The organism is Xanthomonas sp. NCPPB 2250 (assembly GCF_056725265.1).
In genome coordinates this window covers 4,297,597-4,312,595 of the sequence record NZ_CM161520.1, presented here as the reverse complement: position 1 = coordinate 4,312,595, position 14,999 = coordinate 4,297,597, and the positions used below count along the sequence as shown (strand labels likewise).

General features: G+C 69.0%; 15 protein-coding genes. 6 read left to right on the top strand and 9 right to left on the bottom strand.

What is annotated here, in order from left to right; translation table 11 throughout:
- Window positions 1–22: 22 nt before the first annotated feature.
- The 6 genes from AC1PMG_RS17570 to AC1PMG_RS17545 all read left to right on the top strand — a co-directional run bounded on the left by AC1PMG_RS17570 (window position 23) and on the right by AC1PMG_RS17545 (window position 5,369).
- Window positions 23–646 (top strand): LemA family protein, encoded by a 624-nt coding sequence (locus AC1PMG_RS17570; RefSeq protein ID WP_481109698.1) that lies wholly within the window; start codon window positions 23–25, stop codon window positions 644–646.
- A 24-nt stretch (window positions 647–670) separates the two neighbouring features.
- Window positions 671–1,657, top strand: a complete 987-nt coding sequence (locus AC1PMG_RS17565; RefSeq protein WP_481109697.1) for a TPM domain-containing protein — start codon at window positions 671–673, stop codon at window positions 1,655–1,657.
- The gene (locus tag AC1PMG_RS17560; RefSeq protein ID WP_481109696.1) at window positions 1,657–2,148 is read left to right on the top strand and encodes a TPM domain-containing protein; all 492 of its coding nucleotides are present in this window, start codon (window positions 1,657–1,659) and stop codon (window positions 2,146–2,148) included. Before AC1PMG_RS17565 ends, AC1PMG_RS17560 begins: the two co-directional genes overlap by 1 nt.
- Window positions 2,149–3,061: 913 nt before the next feature.
- Window positions 3,062–3,970, top strand: coding sequence for a prolipoprotein diacylglyceryl transferase (lgt, locus tag AC1PMG_RS17555; RefSeq protein ID WP_481109695.1), 909 nt, complete (start codon window positions 3,062–3,064; stop codon window positions 3,968–3,970).
- Window positions 3,967–4,761, top strand: coding sequence for a thymidylate synthase (locus tag AC1PMG_RS17550; protein WP_481109694.1), 795 nt, complete (start codon window positions 3,967–3,969; stop codon window positions 4,759–4,761). The genes lgt and AC1PMG_RS17550 overlap by 4 nt, the downstream gene beginning before the upstream one ends.
- Before the next feature lie 65 nt (window positions 4,762–4,826).
- Complete coding sequence (locus AC1PMG_RS17545) at window positions 4,827–5,369, top strand: dihydrofolate reductase (protein WP_481109693.1); 543 nt, start codon at window positions 4,827–4,829, stop codon at window positions 5,367–5,369.
- Window positions 5,370–5,499: 130 nt separating this feature from the next.
- On the opposite strand, the gene AC1PMG_RS17540 is transcribed toward AC1PMG_RS17545, so the two are convergent.
- From AC1PMG_RS17540 to AC1PMG_RS17500, 9 genes are all read right to left on the bottom strand, one after another.
- Window positions 5,500–6,420, bottom strand: coding sequence for a symmetrical bis(5'-nucleosyl)-tetraphosphatase (locus tag AC1PMG_RS17540; RefSeq protein WP_481109692.1), 921 nt, complete (start codon window positions 6,418–6,420; stop codon window positions 5,500–5,502).
- Window positions 6,420–6,803, bottom strand: a complete 384-nt coding sequence (apaG, locus tag AC1PMG_RS17535) for a Co2+/Mg2+ efflux protein ApaG (protein ID WP_481109691.1) — start codon at window positions 6,801–6,803, stop codon at window positions 6,420–6,422. The genes AC1PMG_RS17540 and apaG overlap by 1 nt, the downstream gene beginning before the upstream one ends.
- Window positions 6,804–7,117: 314 nt before the next feature.
- The gene (rsmA, locus tag AC1PMG_RS17530) at window positions 7,118–7,912 is read right to left on the bottom strand and encodes a 16S rRNA (adenine(1518)-N(6)/adenine(1519)-N(6))-dimethyltransferase RsmA (RefSeq protein WP_481109690.1); all 795 of its coding nucleotides are present in this window, start codon (window positions 7,910–7,912) and stop codon (window positions 7,118–7,120) included.
- Between the two features lie 129 nt (window positions 7,913–8,041).
- Entirely contained in the window at window positions 8,042–9,019 is a 978-nt protein-coding gene (gene pdxA, locus AC1PMG_RS17525; RefSeq protein WP_481109689.1) for a 4-hydroxythreonine-4-phosphate dehydrogenase PdxA, read from the bottom strand.
- A gap of 3 nt (window positions 9,020–9,022) precedes the next feature.
- The gene (locus AC1PMG_RS17520; RefSeq protein ID WP_342073121.1) at window positions 9,023–10,384 is read right to left on the bottom strand and encodes a peptidylprolyl isomerase; all 1,362 of its coding nucleotides are present in this window, start codon (window positions 10,382–10,384) and stop codon (window positions 9,023–9,025) included.
- Window positions 10,381–12,732, bottom strand: coding sequence for an LPS-assembly protein LptD (gene lptD, locus AC1PMG_RS17515; RefSeq protein WP_481109688.1), 2,352 nt, complete (start codon window positions 12,730–12,732; stop codon window positions 10,381–10,383). The genes AC1PMG_RS17520 and lptD overlap by 4 nt, the downstream gene beginning before the upstream one ends.
- A gap of 163 nt (window positions 12,733–12,895) precedes the next feature.
- Window positions 12,896–13,801, bottom strand: coding sequence for a histone deacetylase family protein (locus tag AC1PMG_RS17510; protein WP_481109687.1), 906 nt, complete (start codon window positions 13,799–13,801; stop codon window positions 12,896–12,898).
- A gap of 24 nt (window positions 13,802–13,825) precedes the next feature.
- Window positions 13,826–14,380, bottom strand: a complete 555-nt coding sequence (locus AC1PMG_RS17505; protein WP_010340006.1) for a cob(I)yrinic acid a,c-diamide adenosyltransferase — start codon at window positions 14,378–14,380, stop codon at window positions 13,826–13,828.
- 5 nt (window positions 14,381–14,385) lie between these two features.
- On the bottom strand, window positions 14,386–14,970 hold the full coding sequence (locus AC1PMG_RS17500) for a hypothetical protein (protein ID WP_481109686.1): 585 nt from the start codon (window positions 14,968–14,970) through the stop codon (window positions 14,386–14,388).
- Window positions 14,971–14,999 lie beyond the last annotated feature (29 nt).

Sequence of the window (14,999 nt, the reverse complement as noted above, 5' to 3'; positions counted from 1 at the left end):
AGTCATCCGCCGGAGTATTCGCATGCGCCTGTTGTCCCGCTCCCTGTTCCTGGCCGCGCTGGCGGTGTTGCTGTCCGGCTGCGGCTACAACGCGATCCAGCAGAAGGACCAGGCGGTCAAGGCCGGCTGGTCGGAAGTGCTGAACCAGTACAAGCGCCGTGCCGACCTGGTGCCGAACCTGGTCAACACGGTCAAGGGCTATGCCGACCAGGAGCGGCAGGTGCTGACCGACGTGACCAACGCCCGCGCCCGCGTCGGCCAGGTGCAGGTCAATGCCGACGACGCCGCCTCGCTGCAGCAGTTCCAGCAGGCACAGGGCCAGCTGTCCAGCGCGCTGTCGCGGCTGCTGGTGGTCAGCGAGAACTACCCGAACCTCAAGTCCGACCAGGCTTTCCGCGACCTGCAGGCGCAGTTGGAAGGCACCGAGAACCGCATCACCGTGGCGCGCGGCCGCTACATCCAGGCGGTGCAGGACTACAACACCTACATCCTGTCCTTCCCGCAGGTGCTCACCGCCAAGATGTTCGGCTACAAGGAGAAGCCCAACTTCTCGGTGGAGAACGAAGCGCAGATTTCCGAGGCGCCAGCGGTGAACTTCGGCGGCCAGCCGGCATCCGCGCCGCAACAGCCGGCGCCGGCGCACTAAGCGCCGCCGCGGGCCGGCGTGACCATGCGTTCCACATCGGTGGTGGCTGAGTGCGCTGCCGCATCGGCGGCGTCGCGTGGCACCGCTCGCCGTGCATCTCGCCGCCGGCTCGCCGGCGTCTGGCTGGCGCTGCTGTTGGCGCTGCTGCCCTGGCTGGCCTGGGCGCAGGCCGAGGCGCCGATCCCGCCGCTGGATGCGCCGGTTGTCGACACCACCGGCACGCTGACGCCGAACCAGCGGCTGGAGCTGGACCGGCAGGCGGTGCAGTTGCAGCAGCGCAAGGGTAGCCAGCTGCAGGTGCTGGTGGTGCCCAGCACCGCGCCGGAGAGCATCGAGCAATACACCCAGCGCGTGTTCGACCAGTGGAAGCTCGGCCGCAAGGGCGTTGACGACGGCGTCCTGCTGGTGGTGGCCAAGAACGACCGGCGCGTGCGCATCCAGCCCGGCTATGGCCTGGAAGGCGCGATTCCCGACGCCACCGCCAACCGCATCATCCAGGAGTACCTGGTGCCGCGCTTCCGCGCCGGCGACTACAGCGGCGGGATTTCCGAAGCGACCGCGATGCTGGTCAAGCTGATCGACGGCGAGGCGTTGCCGGCGCCGGTCAGCGCGCACGCCTCGGCCTCGCGCGGCGGCGGCCTGGGATTCGGGTTCTTCGCCGGCCTGTTCGCGGCGCTGATCGCGCAGGTGCTGTTCGCGCGGCTGTCGCGCCCGGTGCGCGGCGTGCTGAGCGGCGTGGTCGGCGGCGGCGTCGGCCTGCTGCTGAGCCTGTCGCTGTTGGTCGGTGCGCTGACCGGCGCGATCGGCCTGCTGCTGGGCCTGTTCGTCGGAATCGCACCGGGCCGTTCGGCGGGCGGCGGCGGTTGGGGCGGCTGGGGTGGCGGCGGCTTCGGCGGTGGCTGGGGCGGCGGTGGCGGTGGTTGGGGTGGCGGCGGAGGCGGCTTCGGTGGCGGCGGCTGGGGCGGTGGCGGTGGCAGTTCCGGAGGCGGTGGCGCCTCGGGGAGCTGGTGATGCGCCTGCTCCGGCACCTGTTCGCGCCGTCCGCACAGCGCCTGTTCCCGGCGGCCAGCCTGGAGCGCATCGGCGCGGCGATCGCCGAGGGCGAGCGCTTGCACCGCGGGCAGGTGATGTTCGCGGTGGAATCGGGCCTGGCGCCGGCGCAGGTGCTGCGCGGCATGGCGCCGCGGCTGCGCGCCGAACAGGCGTTCGCACAGTTGCGCACCTGGGATACCGAGGCCAACAACGGCGTGCTGATCTATCTGCTGCTGGCCGATCACCACATCGAGATCGTCGCCGACCGTGGACTGCACGGGCGGGTGGACGCCGCACAATGGCGCCAGGTCTGTGCGCTGATCGAGCGCGACATGCGCGCGGGCCAGCCCGAGCAGGCGGTGATCGCCGGCGTCGGCGCGGTGTCCGCGTTGCTGGCCGCGCACTTTCCGGCGCAGCCGGGCCAACCGGGCGAGAACGAATTGCCGAACCTGCCGCGGGTGCTGGACTGAGTGTGCTGCCGTGGTGGGTTTGCGCTGCAAGCACAGACGGCGGAGTTGGGGGAGGGACTTCAGTCCCGGCGCGATAACGCCGGGCTGGGGCCTGATGGCTTTGCTCGTCGCGGCTGAAGCCGCTCCTACATGGGGCGATGGCCGCTCGTGAGTTGGCACGATGCGGTGGCGTTGTAGGAGGGACTTGAGTCCCGATGCGATAGCGCCGGACTGGAGCCTGATGGCTCTGCTCGTCGCAGCTGAAGCCGCTCCCACATTGGGGCGATGGTTGCTCCTGCATCGGCGGGATGTGGCGGTGTTGTGGAAGGACTTCAGTCCCGATCCGATGATCCGATAGTGGCGGGCTGGGGACTGATGGTTATGCTCGTCGCGGCTGAAGCCGCTCCCACATTGGGGCAATGGCTGCTCCTGCATCGGTGGGATGCGGTGGCGTTGTGGGAGGGACTTCAGTCCCGACGCTAGAGTGTCGGGTTGGAGCCTGATGGGTCTGCTCGTCGCGGCTGAAGCCGCTCCTACATTAGGGTGATGCCGCTCCTGCGTGGGTGCGACGGGTGGTGTTGTGGGAGGGACTTCAGTCCCGACGCGATAGCGCCGGAGTGAACCCGATGGCTCTGCTCGTTGCAGCTGATGGCCTGGAGGCCACATGGGCCGCTCCCACAAGCAACGAGGGGCACGTGGCGTCTGGGCTGAGCATATTGTCTTGGGGGCGGTCGGCGGCAGGTTCGTGCGCCTGCCAGCAGATGAAGCGCCTCCCAGCCGCGCCGTCCGCAGTCGCGGCAAGGAGCGGAGTCAGTGGCAGACGCGCGCGCCTGCCAGCAGATGAAGCGCCACCCTGCTGCGCCGTCCGTAGTCGCGGCAACTAGCGGAGTCAGTGGCAGAATAGGCACTCTTTGCCCCCGGCCGACGCTTGCGCATGACCTATCTCCACCAGATCGATCCCATCGCCTTCTCGTTCGGGCCGGTGAAGGTGCATTGGTACGGGCTGATGTATCTGGCCGGGTTCATCTCGGCCTGGTGGCTGGGCCGCCGCCGCATCCGCGCCGGGCGCCTGCCCGGGGTAAATGAAGACGGTTTCTCCGACCTGCTGTTCTACGCGATGCTTGGCGTGGTGCTGGGCGGGCGCATCGGCTACATGCTGTTCTACGCGCTGTCCGATTTCCTGGCCAATCCGCTGCTGATCTTCAAGGTGTGGGACGGCGGCATGAGCTTCCACGGCGGCCTGTTGGGCGTGCTGGCGGCCTGCCTGTGGTGGACGCGCAAGGCGCGCCTGCATGTCTTCGACACCGTCGATTTCATCGCGCCGCTGGTGCCGCTGGGCCTGGGCTTCGGCCGCGTCGGCAATTTCGTCGGCGGCGAGTTGTGGGGCAAGTTGACCCACGCCGGCTGGGGCGTGATCTTCCCGCACGCGCCGGTGCAGGACGGGGTGGCCAACGCCCCCGCATTGGAAAGTCTGATGAGTACCGCGCAACTGCAGCAGCAATACGCCGCCGGCCTGCTCGATCGTTATGCCCGCCATCCGTCGCAGCTGTACGAAGCGGCGTTGGAAGGGCTGGTGATGTTCGTGGTGCTGTGGACGTTCTCGATGAAGCCGCGCGCGCGCTATGCGGTGTCCGGCTTGTTCGCGTTGCTGTACGGTGTGTTCCGCTTCGCCGTGGAGTTCGTGCGGGTGCCGGATGCGCAACTCGGCTACCTGGCGTTCCATTGGCTGACCCGCGGCCAGCAGTTGAGCATCCCGCTGATCCTGCTCGGCCTGTTCCTGCTGTGGCGCTCGCGCAGCGCGCCGGTGCTGCAGCCGGTGCCGCCGCCGGAGGTGAGCAAGTGAAGCAGTACCTGGAATTGCTGCAGCATGTGCTGGAGCGCGGCGCGGAGAAATCCGACCGCACCGGCACCGGCACGCGCAGCGTGTTCGGCTGGCAGATGCGCTTCGATCTCAACGACGGCTTCCCGCTGGTCACCACCAAGAAGCTGCACCTGCGCTCGATCGTGCACGAGCTGCTGTGGTTCCTGAAAGGCGAGACCAACATCGCCTATCTCAAGGACAACAGGGTCAGCATCTGGGACGAGTGGGCCGACGCGCAGGGCGAACTCGGCCCGGTGTACGGCAAGCAGTGGCGACGCTGGACCGGTGCCGACGGTCGCGAGATCGACCAGATGCAGTGGCTGGTGGACGAGATCAAGCGCAATCCGGATTCGCGGCGGCTGGTGATCAGCGCCTGGAACGTGGCCGAACTGCCGCAGATGGCGCTGATGCCGTGCCACAGCCTGTTCCAGTTCTACGTGGTCGACGGCAAGCTCAGCTGCCAGCTGTACCAGCGCAGCGGCGACATTTTCCTGGGCGTGCCGTTCAACATCGCCAGCTACGCGCTGCTGACCCACATGGTGGCGCAGGCCACCGGCCTGGGCGTGGGCGATTTCGTGCACACGCTAGGCGATGCGCACCTGTACTCCAACCACTTCGAACAGGCGCGCGAACAACTGGCGCGCACGCCGCGGCCATTGCCGCGTTTACGGCTGAACCCGGCGGTCACCGACCTGTTCGCCTTCACCTACGACGACATCGCCATCGAGGGCTACGACCCGCACCCGGCGATCAAGGCGCCGGTGGCGGTATGAAGGGTCGGGACCCGGGACCCGGGCCCCGGGACCCGGGGGAAGCGCAAGCAGCGATATCTGAGCAGATGCGGAGCGACGAGTCCCGGGTCCCGGGTCCCGGGCCCCGGATTTCCTTGATCGCGGCGCTGGATCGGGCCAATGCGATCGGTCGCGACAACGACTTGCCGTGGCGCTTGCCGGACGATCTGAAGCGGTTCAAGGCACTGACGCTGGGCAAGCCGCTGCTGATGGGGCGCAAGACCGCGCAGTCGCTCGGGCGCGCGCTGCCCGGGCGCTTGAACCTGGTGATGACCCGTTCGGGGCAGGTGCCGTTCGCGGACATGCAGGCGGTGGCGTCGCTGCAGGCGGCGATCGACGCTGCGCGCGAGGTCGGCGCCACGGAGCTGGCGGTGATCGGCGGTGGCGACATCTTCGCCCTGACCCTACCGTTGGCCGAGGTGCTGTACCTGACCCATGTCGACACCGTGGTCGACGGCGCCGATGCGCATTTCCCCGCGTTCGATCCGGCGCAATGGGAGGTGGTCGCACGGCAGGCGCATCCGGCGGATGCGCGGCATGCGCTCACCTTCGAATTCGTGGATTACCGGCGCCGGGCTGGCGCGGTGTAAGCAGCGGCTGGCGGATGCCGGCGCAACCGCCTGGATTGCCGTAGGAGCGGCTTTAGCCGCGACGGGGCGTTACCGGGGAAGCTCATCGCGGCTAAAGCCGCTCCTACGACATCACACGTAGCGCGAGACCTCACTCCTGCTCGGGCGCAGATGCAGCCGGCGCCGGTTGTCCACGGTTCGGCGCGCTGCGCCGCCGCGGCGTGCCGGTGCGCGCTGCCGGCGGCGGTCCCTGCACCGGCCGGCCGGGGACCTGCACGACCTGCAGGTCTTCGCTGTCCAGGCGCAGGGCGGTGAGTTTGCCGCCCCAGACCGCGCCGGTGTCGATCGCGTGCACGCCCTGGGTGATGGTCAGGCCCAGCGTCGACCAGTGCCCGCAGACGATCTTCAGGTCGCGCTCGACCCGCCCCGGTACCTCGAACCACGGATACAGACCCTGCGCCTGGGTGCCGGGCGTGCCCTTTTCCTCGATCGCGATGCGCCCGCGGGGGGTGCAGTAGCGGGCGCGGGTGAACAGGTTGATGATCGCGCGCGAACGGTCGTAGCCGGTCAGGCCCGGCGACCAGGCCGGGCGGTCGCCGTACATGTTGCGGAACAGCTTGCGGTAGCCGTTGCCGTGCAGTTGCTGCTCCACCTCGCGTGCGTGCTTCTCGGCCAGCGCAGTGGTCCACTTCGGCGCCAGCCCTGCGTGGATCATCATCCAGCCGAGCTGGCGGTCGGCGTGCAGCAGCTTCTGCATGCGCAGCCAGGTCAGCAGCTCGTCGCGGTCCTCGGCCAGCACGATGCGCTGCAGGTCCGGATTGACCTTGCGCTGTTCGTCCGGGCTGCGCTCGCCGATCGCCAGCAGCGACAGATCGTGGTTGCCCAGCACCACCACGCTGTGCTCGCGCAGCGAGTGCACCAGGCGCAGGGTCTCCAGCGATTGCCCGCCGCGGTTGACCAGGTCGCCGCAGAACCACAGCCGGTCCACCGCCGGATCGAAGCGGATCTTCTCCAGCAACTGCTGGGTGATGTCGTAGCAACCCTGCAGGTCGCCGATCGCCCAGACCGCCATCAGTGCAGGGTCCGCGGGACGGACAGCACGAACGGCGCGATCGCGGCGATGAAATGGGTGCCGTCGTCGGCTTCCATGTCGTAGTGGCCGCGCATCGTGCCGTGCTCGGTCTCCAGTACCAGCCCGGAGGTGTAGCGGAAATCCTCGCCCGGGCGCAGCCGCGGCTGTTCGCCGACCACGCCGTCGCCGTCGACGCGTTCGATGCGGCCGTTGCCGTCGGTGATCTCCCAGTGGCGAGCGATCAGGCGCGCGGCGACGCGGCCGCGGTTGTGGATGCGGATCGTGTAGGCGAACGTGTAGCGTCCGTCCTCCGGCGCCGATTGGTCGTCGAGGAATCGGGGCGACACTTCGACCTCGATCCGATAGTGGGCGTCATCGTTCATCCCCACAGTTTAGAGCGTGTTTTGCCGTTTGAGGCGAGATGCGTGAGCGGTTCGCGTTGCGAAGCGGGTGGCGTGCGCCAGCGGCCTTGTCCACGGCCCAGGCGCGCCGCGTGGAGCGGCTTCGCGCCGCGGGCGGTCGGCTTGCGGGAAGGCTGAGCGTGGCGTGCGAGGTCGACGTTCGCGCGTCTTATTAGCAGACGGCAAAGGCGTCGTCGCTATGTCCAAATGCCGCTCTGAGGCGTGTCGGTGCCGGCATCGATGCCACGCCTCCATGCTCGTGGAGCGCCCGGCGCCGCGGGAGCGGCGCAGGCGCGTCAGGCCAGGGGCAGGTTGGCCAGGCGCACGAAGTCGCCGACCTCGAGCTGCTCGGCGCGCGCGTCCGGACGCACGCCCGCGGCCTCGAACTGCGCGGCATCGCAGACACCGTTCAAGGCGTTGCGCAGGGTCTTGCGGCGCTGTCCGAATGCGGCGCGGACCACGTCGGCGAAGCGCTTGGGATCGGCGATGCCCACCGTCTGCGGCGGCCGCGGCACCAGCCGCACCACCGCCGAATCCACCTTCGGCGGCGGCTGGAACGCGCCCGGCGGCACCACGAACAGCGAGGTCACCTCGCAGTAGGCCTGCAGCATCACGCTGAGCCGGCCGTAGACCTTGCTGCCCGGGTCGGCGGCCATGCGGTCGACCACTTCCTTCTGCAGCATGAAGTGCATGTCGGCGATCGCCGCGGCGTGGTCCAGCGCATGGAACAGGATCGGCGAGGAGATGTTGTAGGGCAGGTTGCCGACCAGGCGGATGCGCGCGCCCTCGGCCAGGGCGGCGAAATCCACCGACAGCACGTCGCGGTTGAGGATGGTCAGTTCGCCGACGTCGGCGGCCGCCGCGGTCAATGGCGCGATCAGGTCGCGGTCGAATTCGATCACGGTCAGCTGGCCATGCCGGCGCAGCAGCGGGAAGGTGATCGCGCCCTGGCCGGGGCCGATCTCGACCAGCCGGTCGCCCGGCTTGGGATCGACCGCGCGGACGATGCTGTCGATGTAGTGGCGGTCGCTGAGGAAGTGCTGGCCAAGGGATTTCTTGGCCGGGGCGCCGAAGCCGGAAGAGGAAGTCATGGCGGGCATTTTATCGGCATGCGCGGGGTGGCGCGCGCTTGCAGTGACGCAGGAGCGGCTTCAGCCGCGACCGGCATCACCGGGCGTGCCCTGGTTGCGGCAGATGCCGAACGCCGCCCGGAGATGCGCCTAGGACTGCGCGCGGCGCGCCGCCAGTTGCGCGCACAGCGCAGTGGCAGCGAACAGGCTGGACGGGTCGGCCACGCCGCGGCCGGCCAGCTCCAGTGCGGTGCCGTGGTCGACCGCCACGCGTGGATAGGGCAGGCCCAGGGTCAGGTTCACCGCCTGCTCGAAGCCGCTGTACTTGAGTACCGGCAGCCCCTGGTCGTGGTACATAGCCAGCACCGCGTCCACGGTCGCCAGCTTCTGCGGCAGGAACGCGGTATCGGCCGGCAACGGGCCGAGCAGGCGCATGCCCTCCGCGCGCAAGGCGTCCAGCACCGGCTGCATCACCTCGATTTCCTCAAGACCCAGGTGACCATCCTCGCCGGCATGCGGGTTCAGCCCCAGCACAGCGATGGTCGGCGTGGCGATGCCGAACTCATTGCGCAAGGCGGCTTCGGTGATGCGCAGGCTGCGTTCCAGCAGGGCCGGTGTGAGCGCATCGGCGACGGCGCGCAGCGGCAGATGGGTGGTGACCAGGGCCACGCGCACGATGGCGTTGGCCAGCATCATCACCACCTCGCGGCCGGCGTGTTGGGCCAGCAGTTCGGTGGTGCCGGTGTAGGCGATGCCGCCGGCGTTGATCGCCGCTTTATGGACCGGGCCGGTCACCACGCCGTCCAGTTCCCCGCTCAGGCAGGCATCGGCGGCCTGGGTCAGTGCGGCGATCACCGCGGCCGCGTTGGCCGGTTCGGTCGCGCCAAAGCGGCTGGGCGCGGCATTGGCGACCGTGCGCAGGCGCAGGTCGCCAGGGGCGAGGGCGGGGCTGGATTCGGGCAGCAGCTGCAGTGGCAGTGACAGCGCCGCCGCGGCGGCGCGCAAGGTGTCGGGATCGGCGAAGGCCAGGAGATGGCAGTCGTGGCGCGGCTGTTGCGCCAGCCGCACGCACAGCTCCGGGCCGATCCCGCCCGGCTCGCCCGGCACCAGCGCGAGCGAGGGGCGCATGGATCAGGGCTTGGCGGCGGGCGCCGGCGCGGGCGTGGCCGCCGGCGCAGTGGCGGCGTCGGTGTTGCCCACGCGCAGGTCGACGTAGGCTTCGCCGCGCATTTCCTGCAGGAAGCGGTTGTATTCCTCTTCCAGCTTGCGGCGGCCGATGGTCTCGCGGACCTGGGCACGCTGGGTATCGCTGGTCACGTCGGTCTGGCGCTCGGCGACGCGCTGCACGATGTGCCAGCCGGCCTCGGTGCGGAACGGCTGCGAAATCTGGCCGTCCTGGAGGCTCGCGACGTGCTGGCCGAAGTCCGGGCCGAACGCGTCGGCCGGGAACCAGCCCAGATCGCCGCCCTGGCTGCGGCTGTTGGTGTCTTCCGACGCTTCCTTGGCCACGGCCTGGAAGTCGGCGCCGCCGGCGATGCGTGCGCGCAGCGTCTCGATCTTGGCCTTGGCGGCCGCGTCGGGCTGCGCATCGTTGACCCGGATCAGGATGTGGCGGGCGTGGTACTCGGTGACCGTCTTCTTTTCCGGATTGGCCGAGGCGTCGCGCACTTCGACCAGCTTCAGCAACTGGAAGCCGCTGGGGCCGCGCAGCGGGCCGGCGACCTGGCCCGGCTTCATGTCGCGGATCAGCTGCGCGAACGCGTTGGGGATCTCGTCCAGGCTGCGCCAGCCCAGGTCGCCGCCTTCCAGCGCGTTGGGGCTGTCGGAATAGCGCACCGCCGCGGCGTTGAAATCGATCTCGCCCTTGTCGATCAGGTTCTTGACCCCGTCGATCTTGCCTTGGGCGGTCTTGATCTGCTCGGCGGTGGCGCCTTCCGGCAGGCCGACCAGGATGTGCGCCAGGTGGTACTGGGTGCCGGTGGTGGCTTGCTGCGCCAGCGCCGCGTCGACTTCGGCCTCGCTGACGTTGATGCGGCTCTGCGCAAAGCTCTGGCGCAGGCGCTGCACGGTGATTTCGTCGCGCACCGAGTTGCGGAAATCGGTGTAGGACATGCCGTCGGCGGCCAGCTTCTTGCGCAGGCCGTCCACGTCGGTGCCGTTCTGCTGGGCGATGCTGGCGATGGCGCGGTTCAGTTCGTCGTCGCCGACACGGATGCCCGTGCTGTTGGCGCGCGCGACCTGCAGCTTGACCAGCACCAGGCGCTCCAGCACCTGCCGCTGCAGCACGTTATCCGGCGGCAGCTGCGCCTCGCGGCCGGCATACTGCGCCTTCACGTTGCGCACGGCGCGATCCAGCTCGCTCTGCAGTACGACATCCTCGTCGACCACCGCGGCGATGCGGTCCAGCGGTTGGGTTTGTTGCGCGGCGGCCGGAGCGGACACGCCGGCGATCGCCACCAGGGCGGCGAGAAAAACAGAAAGGGTCTTGGTCATGGAATCTGGTTCGGATCGTAAGCGTCCGGATCGGTCGTGGTGTTGCTGGGCGGGACCAAGTACAGGTCGTCGCGGTTGTAGCCGAGAATAGCACGGCGCAGAACGCGGTCCGTGTCCTGGCCCAGGGACGACAGCCCCTTGAGCACGAACTCGATCTGGAAGGCGGTATCCAGTGCGCCGGTGCGGTTGCGCACGTAGCGCCGCGCCAACGCCCGCACCGCCAGGCAGCAGCTGTCCCACTGCACGCCGAGGATGCTTTCCAGCGGCTTCTTGTCCATCAGCGAGTAGTAATGCCGGCCAACGACGCTCCAGGTCGGATTGATCGGGTACAGGAACGACACGTCGGCCTGTTCCAGCAGATCGCGGCGGTAGCGGTAGGCGATATTGACGATGCCGTCGCCGGGCATCAGGTAGCGCGCGCGGAAGCTGGCCAGGTCCTTGCGCCGGTACTTGGGATCCCACTGGTAGGTGGCGCCCAGGTTCCAGCGGTCGTTGATCATGTAGTTGGCATCGGCCACCCAGGCCGACTTGCCCTGCTCGATCGTGGTGTCGCTGTTGGGCAGGCTGACCCGCGAATCGCTGAAATACAGGATCTGGCCGAGGCTGACCGACAACTTCTCTTTGCCATCGTCCTGGCGCAGCAGGCGCGAGCTCAGGGCCATGGTCAGCTGGTTGGCGTCGTTCTGACGGTCGGCGCCGGTGTAACGCGAATCGCGGAACAACTGGCCCCAGCTGAAGGTGAACTCGCGGGTGTCGAAGATCGGCAGGTCGTTCTGGTCGCGGTACGGCGTGTACAGGTAGAACAGTCGCGGTTCCAGGGTCTGCAGATAGTTGGTGTTGCCCCATTTGGTATCGCGGTCAAAGTACAGACCCGCATCGACCGTGGCGATCGGCAGGCTGCGCGAGGGCGTGGTGTCGCCGCCGAGCGTGGCCGCCAGATCCTTGTCGAGCTGATAGGCGGTATAGCGCCAGGCCAGGGTCGGCTTGAGGAACCAGGCGGCGCCGGCCAGTGGCATGGAGATGTAGGGCTTCAGGTCCAGGCGGCTGCCGCCGGGGCGCGGGGTGACCACCCCGGTGCGTTCGTAGGTGCCGTCGGTGGTTTTCTGATGGATATCGTCGTGCACGAAGCGCACCGCTTCGCTGTACAGACCGGCTTCGAAATAGTTGCCGAACGACTGGTCCCAGTTGAAGAAGGCGCGCGGCTGGCGGTTGTACGGCAGCGCATCCTCGGTCAGGGTGTAGTCGGTCAACTGCCAGCGATCAGCCATCACGCCCGCGGTCCAGGTCTCGCCGGTGCCGTAGACGCCGATCGTGCTCTGGATGTTGGACACCGCATTGCCGAGCAGGCGGTTGGAGAAATCCTCGGTGTAGCGCTCGTCGCTGACCCAGGCCAGCGAGGCGCGCGCCTGCCACTGCGAATTGATGTTGTGGTAGCCCTGATAACCGAAGCGGCCGCGATCCTTGTCGCGCAGCTTGTCGTCCGGCAGGTAGGCCGCCTGTAGTTCGCCTTTGCCGCCATCGTAGAGATAGCGGAATTCGCTGCCCAGCATCAGGCCGCGGCGGGCCATGAAGCGCGGATACAGGGTGGCGTCGTAATTGGGTGCCAGGTTCAGGTAGTACGGCTGGGTGTAGTCGAAGCCGTTGCGGCTGGACATGCCGATCGCCGGGAACAGGAAGCCGCTGCTGCGGCGATCGTCGATCGGGAACTTGAACCAGGGCGCGTACAGGATCGGGAAGTTGTAGATCTTCAGGATCGCGTTGCGCGCGGTGCCGAAGCCTTCGTCGTTGTCGACGTCGATTTCCGGCGCGTGCAGCTCCCACACCCGCTGCGAGGGGTCGCAGGTGGTGTAGGTGGAGCGATGCATCTGCCCCAGCGCACCCTGCAGGTCGACCGAGTCGGCCTTGCCGTTGCCGCGGCGGGCCAGCAGCTGGTAGCGGATGTTGGTGATCTTGTGGGTGTCGGTGTCCTGATTGCCCTCGGCGCGGTCGGCGATCATGCGGATCGACGAATCCTGGTAGCGCACGTGACCCTCGGCAATGTAGTTGCCGGTCTCGGTGTCCACCCGCAGGCTGTCCGTGCCCATGAACTGGTCGCCGCGCTTGAGCGCGACGTTGCCGGTGTAGTTGGGGATGGTGGTGGTGCCCGACAGCTGATCGCCTTCGATATTGGTCGGCTGCTGTTCGCGGTTCTGCGCCAGCTTTGGATCCGGCTGCTGCGCATCGTCGAACTTGGGCAGCACGTCCGGGGTCGGGCACAGGCCCCAGTTCGGCGGCTTTTCAGCCGCCACCGCCGGCAGGCAGAGGGCGATACTGAACGGAAGAGGGAGCAGGCGAAGGGTTCGGCGCACGCGCGTCAGGTATCGGGCGAAAACGGTCGCTAGCTTGCCCCATCCCGTGCATAGGGGCAATGAAGGCGTCCCCGGGGCAGGGGACGGGGTTCATCGGCCTGCCGGGGCGGGGTTTCGATCCGGGCGTGCCGCGCCTCGGCCGCCGCCGGGTGAGCGCGGACCTTCAGCGCAGCGCGTCGACGTGGGCGACGCTGCCTTCGTGCAGGGCCTGCAGGTCGTAGCCGCCTTCCAGCAGGGACACCACCCGGCCGCGCGCGTGCCGCTGCGCCAACGCGCGCAGTTCGGCGGTGATCCAGCCGAAGTCCTCGGTCTCCAGCATCAGATCGGCCAGCGGGTCGCGCATGTGCGCGTCGAAGCCGGCCGAGATCAGCAGCAGCTGTGGCTTGAACGCGTCCAGCAGCGGCAGCATCTGGTCGGCCCAGGTGTTGCGGAAGCGGAAACCGCCGCTGCCCGGTGGCAGCAAGGCGTTGTGCAGGTTGCCGACGCCGCGGTCGTGGACTCCGCCGGTGTGCGGGAACAGCCCGGACTGGTGGGTGCTGAGGTACTGCACCTTCGGCTCGCGCTCGAAGATCGCCTGGGTGCCGTTGCCGTGGTGCACGTCGAAATCGACGATGGCGATCCGCTCCAGCCCATGCGCGTCGCGGGCGTGGGCGGCGGCCACGGCCACGTTGTTGAACAGGCAGAAGCCCATCGCGGTGTCGGCGGTGGCGTGATGGCCTGGCGGGCGCACCGCGCAGAATGCGGTGTCGGTGACACCGTGCATCACCGCGTCCACCGCGGCGACGCCGGCGCCGGCGGCACGCAGTGCGGCCGCGCGCGAGCCGGGCGAGACCACCGTGTCCACGTCGAGCATCTGCGGGCCGTCGAGGTCGGCCAGGACGCGATCGATCAGCTCGCGCTCATGGACCCGGGCCAGGTCGCCGAGCTTGGCCAGCGGCGCCTCGCGCCATTCCAGCGCGGGAAAGGCCTCGCGCAGCGCGGTGGTCACCGCCTCCAGGCGCTCCGGCCGTTCCGGGTGCTCCGGTCCCGGCGCGTGGCCCAGGCAGGCAGGATGGGTGTAGATCAGCATGCGCGGCCGTGGCCCGGGCGTGGCTCAGGCCTGGCGCCGGTCGTGGCGCCACAGCACTTCGCCGTGGCCGTCGGCCCGCGCCAGCACTCGCGCCAGCACGAACAGCAGGTCGGAAAGGCGGTTGAGGTAGCGCACCGCTTCCGGCCGCACCGCGTCCTGGCGCGACAGCGCCACCGTTTCGCGCTCGGCGCGGCGCACGATGGTGCGGGCCAGGTGGCAGCGTGCCGCGGCCTCGCCGCCGGCGGGCAGGATGAAGTCCTGCAGCGGCGGCAGGGTGTCGTTGTAGCGGTCCAGATGCCGTTCCAGCGCGTCGATGTCGGCGGCATGGATCGCGGCGTGGCCGGGGATGCACAGCTCGCCGCCGAGATCGAACAACTGGTGCTGGATCGCGGTCAGCAACTGCCGCACGTCCTCGGCCAGCGGGCAGGCCAGGACCACGCCGATCGCCGAGTTGGCCTCGTCCACGGTGCCGTAGGCGGCGACCCGTGCCGAGTCCTTGCCGACCCGGTTGCCGTCGCCTAGGCCGGTGCTGCCGTCGTCGCCGGTGCGGGTGTAGATCTTGGAGAGACGGTTGCCCATCCCGGTCAGTGACCGACCGGCTGGCCGCGCTGGCCCAGCCGCGCCAGTTGTTCGACGCCGACCTGGATCGCTGCGGCCAGCGCCACGTACAGGCTGGCGCTGCCCAGGTAGGGCAGCAGCCAGTCGCTGTAGTTCTGCCACCAGCCGGCCAGGGTCGGGTTCGGCACGCTGCGGCTGACCCAGTAGAAGCTGCCCTGCGCCAGCAGGTGGCACAGCGCCACCGCGACCAGCAGGCTGGCGGCGGCCAGGCCCAGCGCGCGCCAGTCGGCACCGTGGTAGCGCCGCGCCAGCCAGGCGCCGCCGGCCCACAGCACGAAATAGGCCGGGATCAGGCACCAGTAGGCCGGCGACACGCAGTAGTGCTGCCAGAAATCCAGGCCCTGGCCGCGGATGACCAGGTAGTCGACCAGCACCGCCAGCGCCATCAGCAGCGGGAACGCCCAGCGGGTCCAACTGCGCAGGTAGAAGCCGCCGACGAAGAACACCGCCCACGACGCGTCCGGGATCGCCCCGAAGTGGTTGATGCGGGTCGCGGCCAGCAGCGCGGTCAACAGCAGCAGGGCGGGGAGGCGGTGGGTGGAAGGCGTCATGACGGCGGGCACCGGGGCACGTAAGACCC

Excerpts from the sequence above, each read along its gene's own strand:
- AC1PMG_RS17570 (WP_481109698.1), top strand. The coding sequence starts at position 23 with ATGCGCCTGTTGTCCCGCTCCCTGTTCCTGGCCGCGCTGGCGGTGTTG.
- AC1PMG_RS17565 (WP_481109697.1), top strand. The coding sequence starts at position 671 with ATGCGTTCCACATCGGTGGTGGCTGAGTGCGCTGCCGCATCGGCGGCG.
- AC1PMG_RS17560 (WP_481109696.1), top strand. The coding sequence starts at position 1,657 with ATGCGCCTGCTCCGGCACCTGTTCGCGCCGTCCGCACAGCGCCTGTTC.
- lgt (WP_481109695.1), top strand. The coding sequence starts at position 3,062 with ATGACCTATCTCCACCAGATCGATCCCATCGCCTTCTCGTTCGGGCCG.
- AC1PMG_RS17545 (WP_481109693.1), top strand. The coding sequence starts at position 4,827 with ATGCGGAGCGACGAGTCCCGGGTCCCGGGTCCCGGGCCCCGGATTTCC.
- AC1PMG_RS17540 (WP_481109692.1), bottom strand. The coding sequence starts at position 6,420 with ATGGCGGTCTGGGCGATCGGCGACCTGCAGGGTTGCTACGACATCACC.
- apaG (WP_481109691.1), bottom strand. The coding sequence starts at position 6,803 with ATGAACGATGACGCCCACTATCGGATCGAGGTCGAAGTGTCGCCCCGA.
- rsmA (WP_481109690.1), bottom strand. The coding sequence starts at position 7,912 with ATGACTTCCTCTTCCGGCTTCGGCGCCCCGGCCAAGAAATCCCTTGGC.
- pdxA (WP_481109689.1), bottom strand. The coding sequence starts at position 9,019 with ATGCGCCCCTCGCTCGCGCTGGTGCCGGGCGAGCCGGGCGGGATCGGC.
- AC1PMG_RS17520 (WP_342073121.1), bottom strand. The coding sequence starts at position 10,384 with ATGACCAAGACCCTTTCTGTTTTTCTCGCCGCCCTGGTGGCGATCGCC.
- AC1PMG_RS17510 (WP_481109687.1), bottom strand. The coding sequence starts at position 13,801 with ATGCTGATCTACACCCATCCTGCCTGCCTGGGCCACGCGCCGGGACCG.
- AC1PMG_RS17505 (WP_010340006.1), bottom strand. The coding sequence starts at position 14,380 with ATGGGCAACCGTCTCTCCAAGATCTACACCCGCACCGGCGACGACGGC.
- AC1PMG_RS17500 (WP_481109686.1), bottom strand. The coding sequence starts at position 14,970 with ATGACGCCTTCCACCCACCGCCTCCCCGCCCTGCTGCTGTTGACCGCG.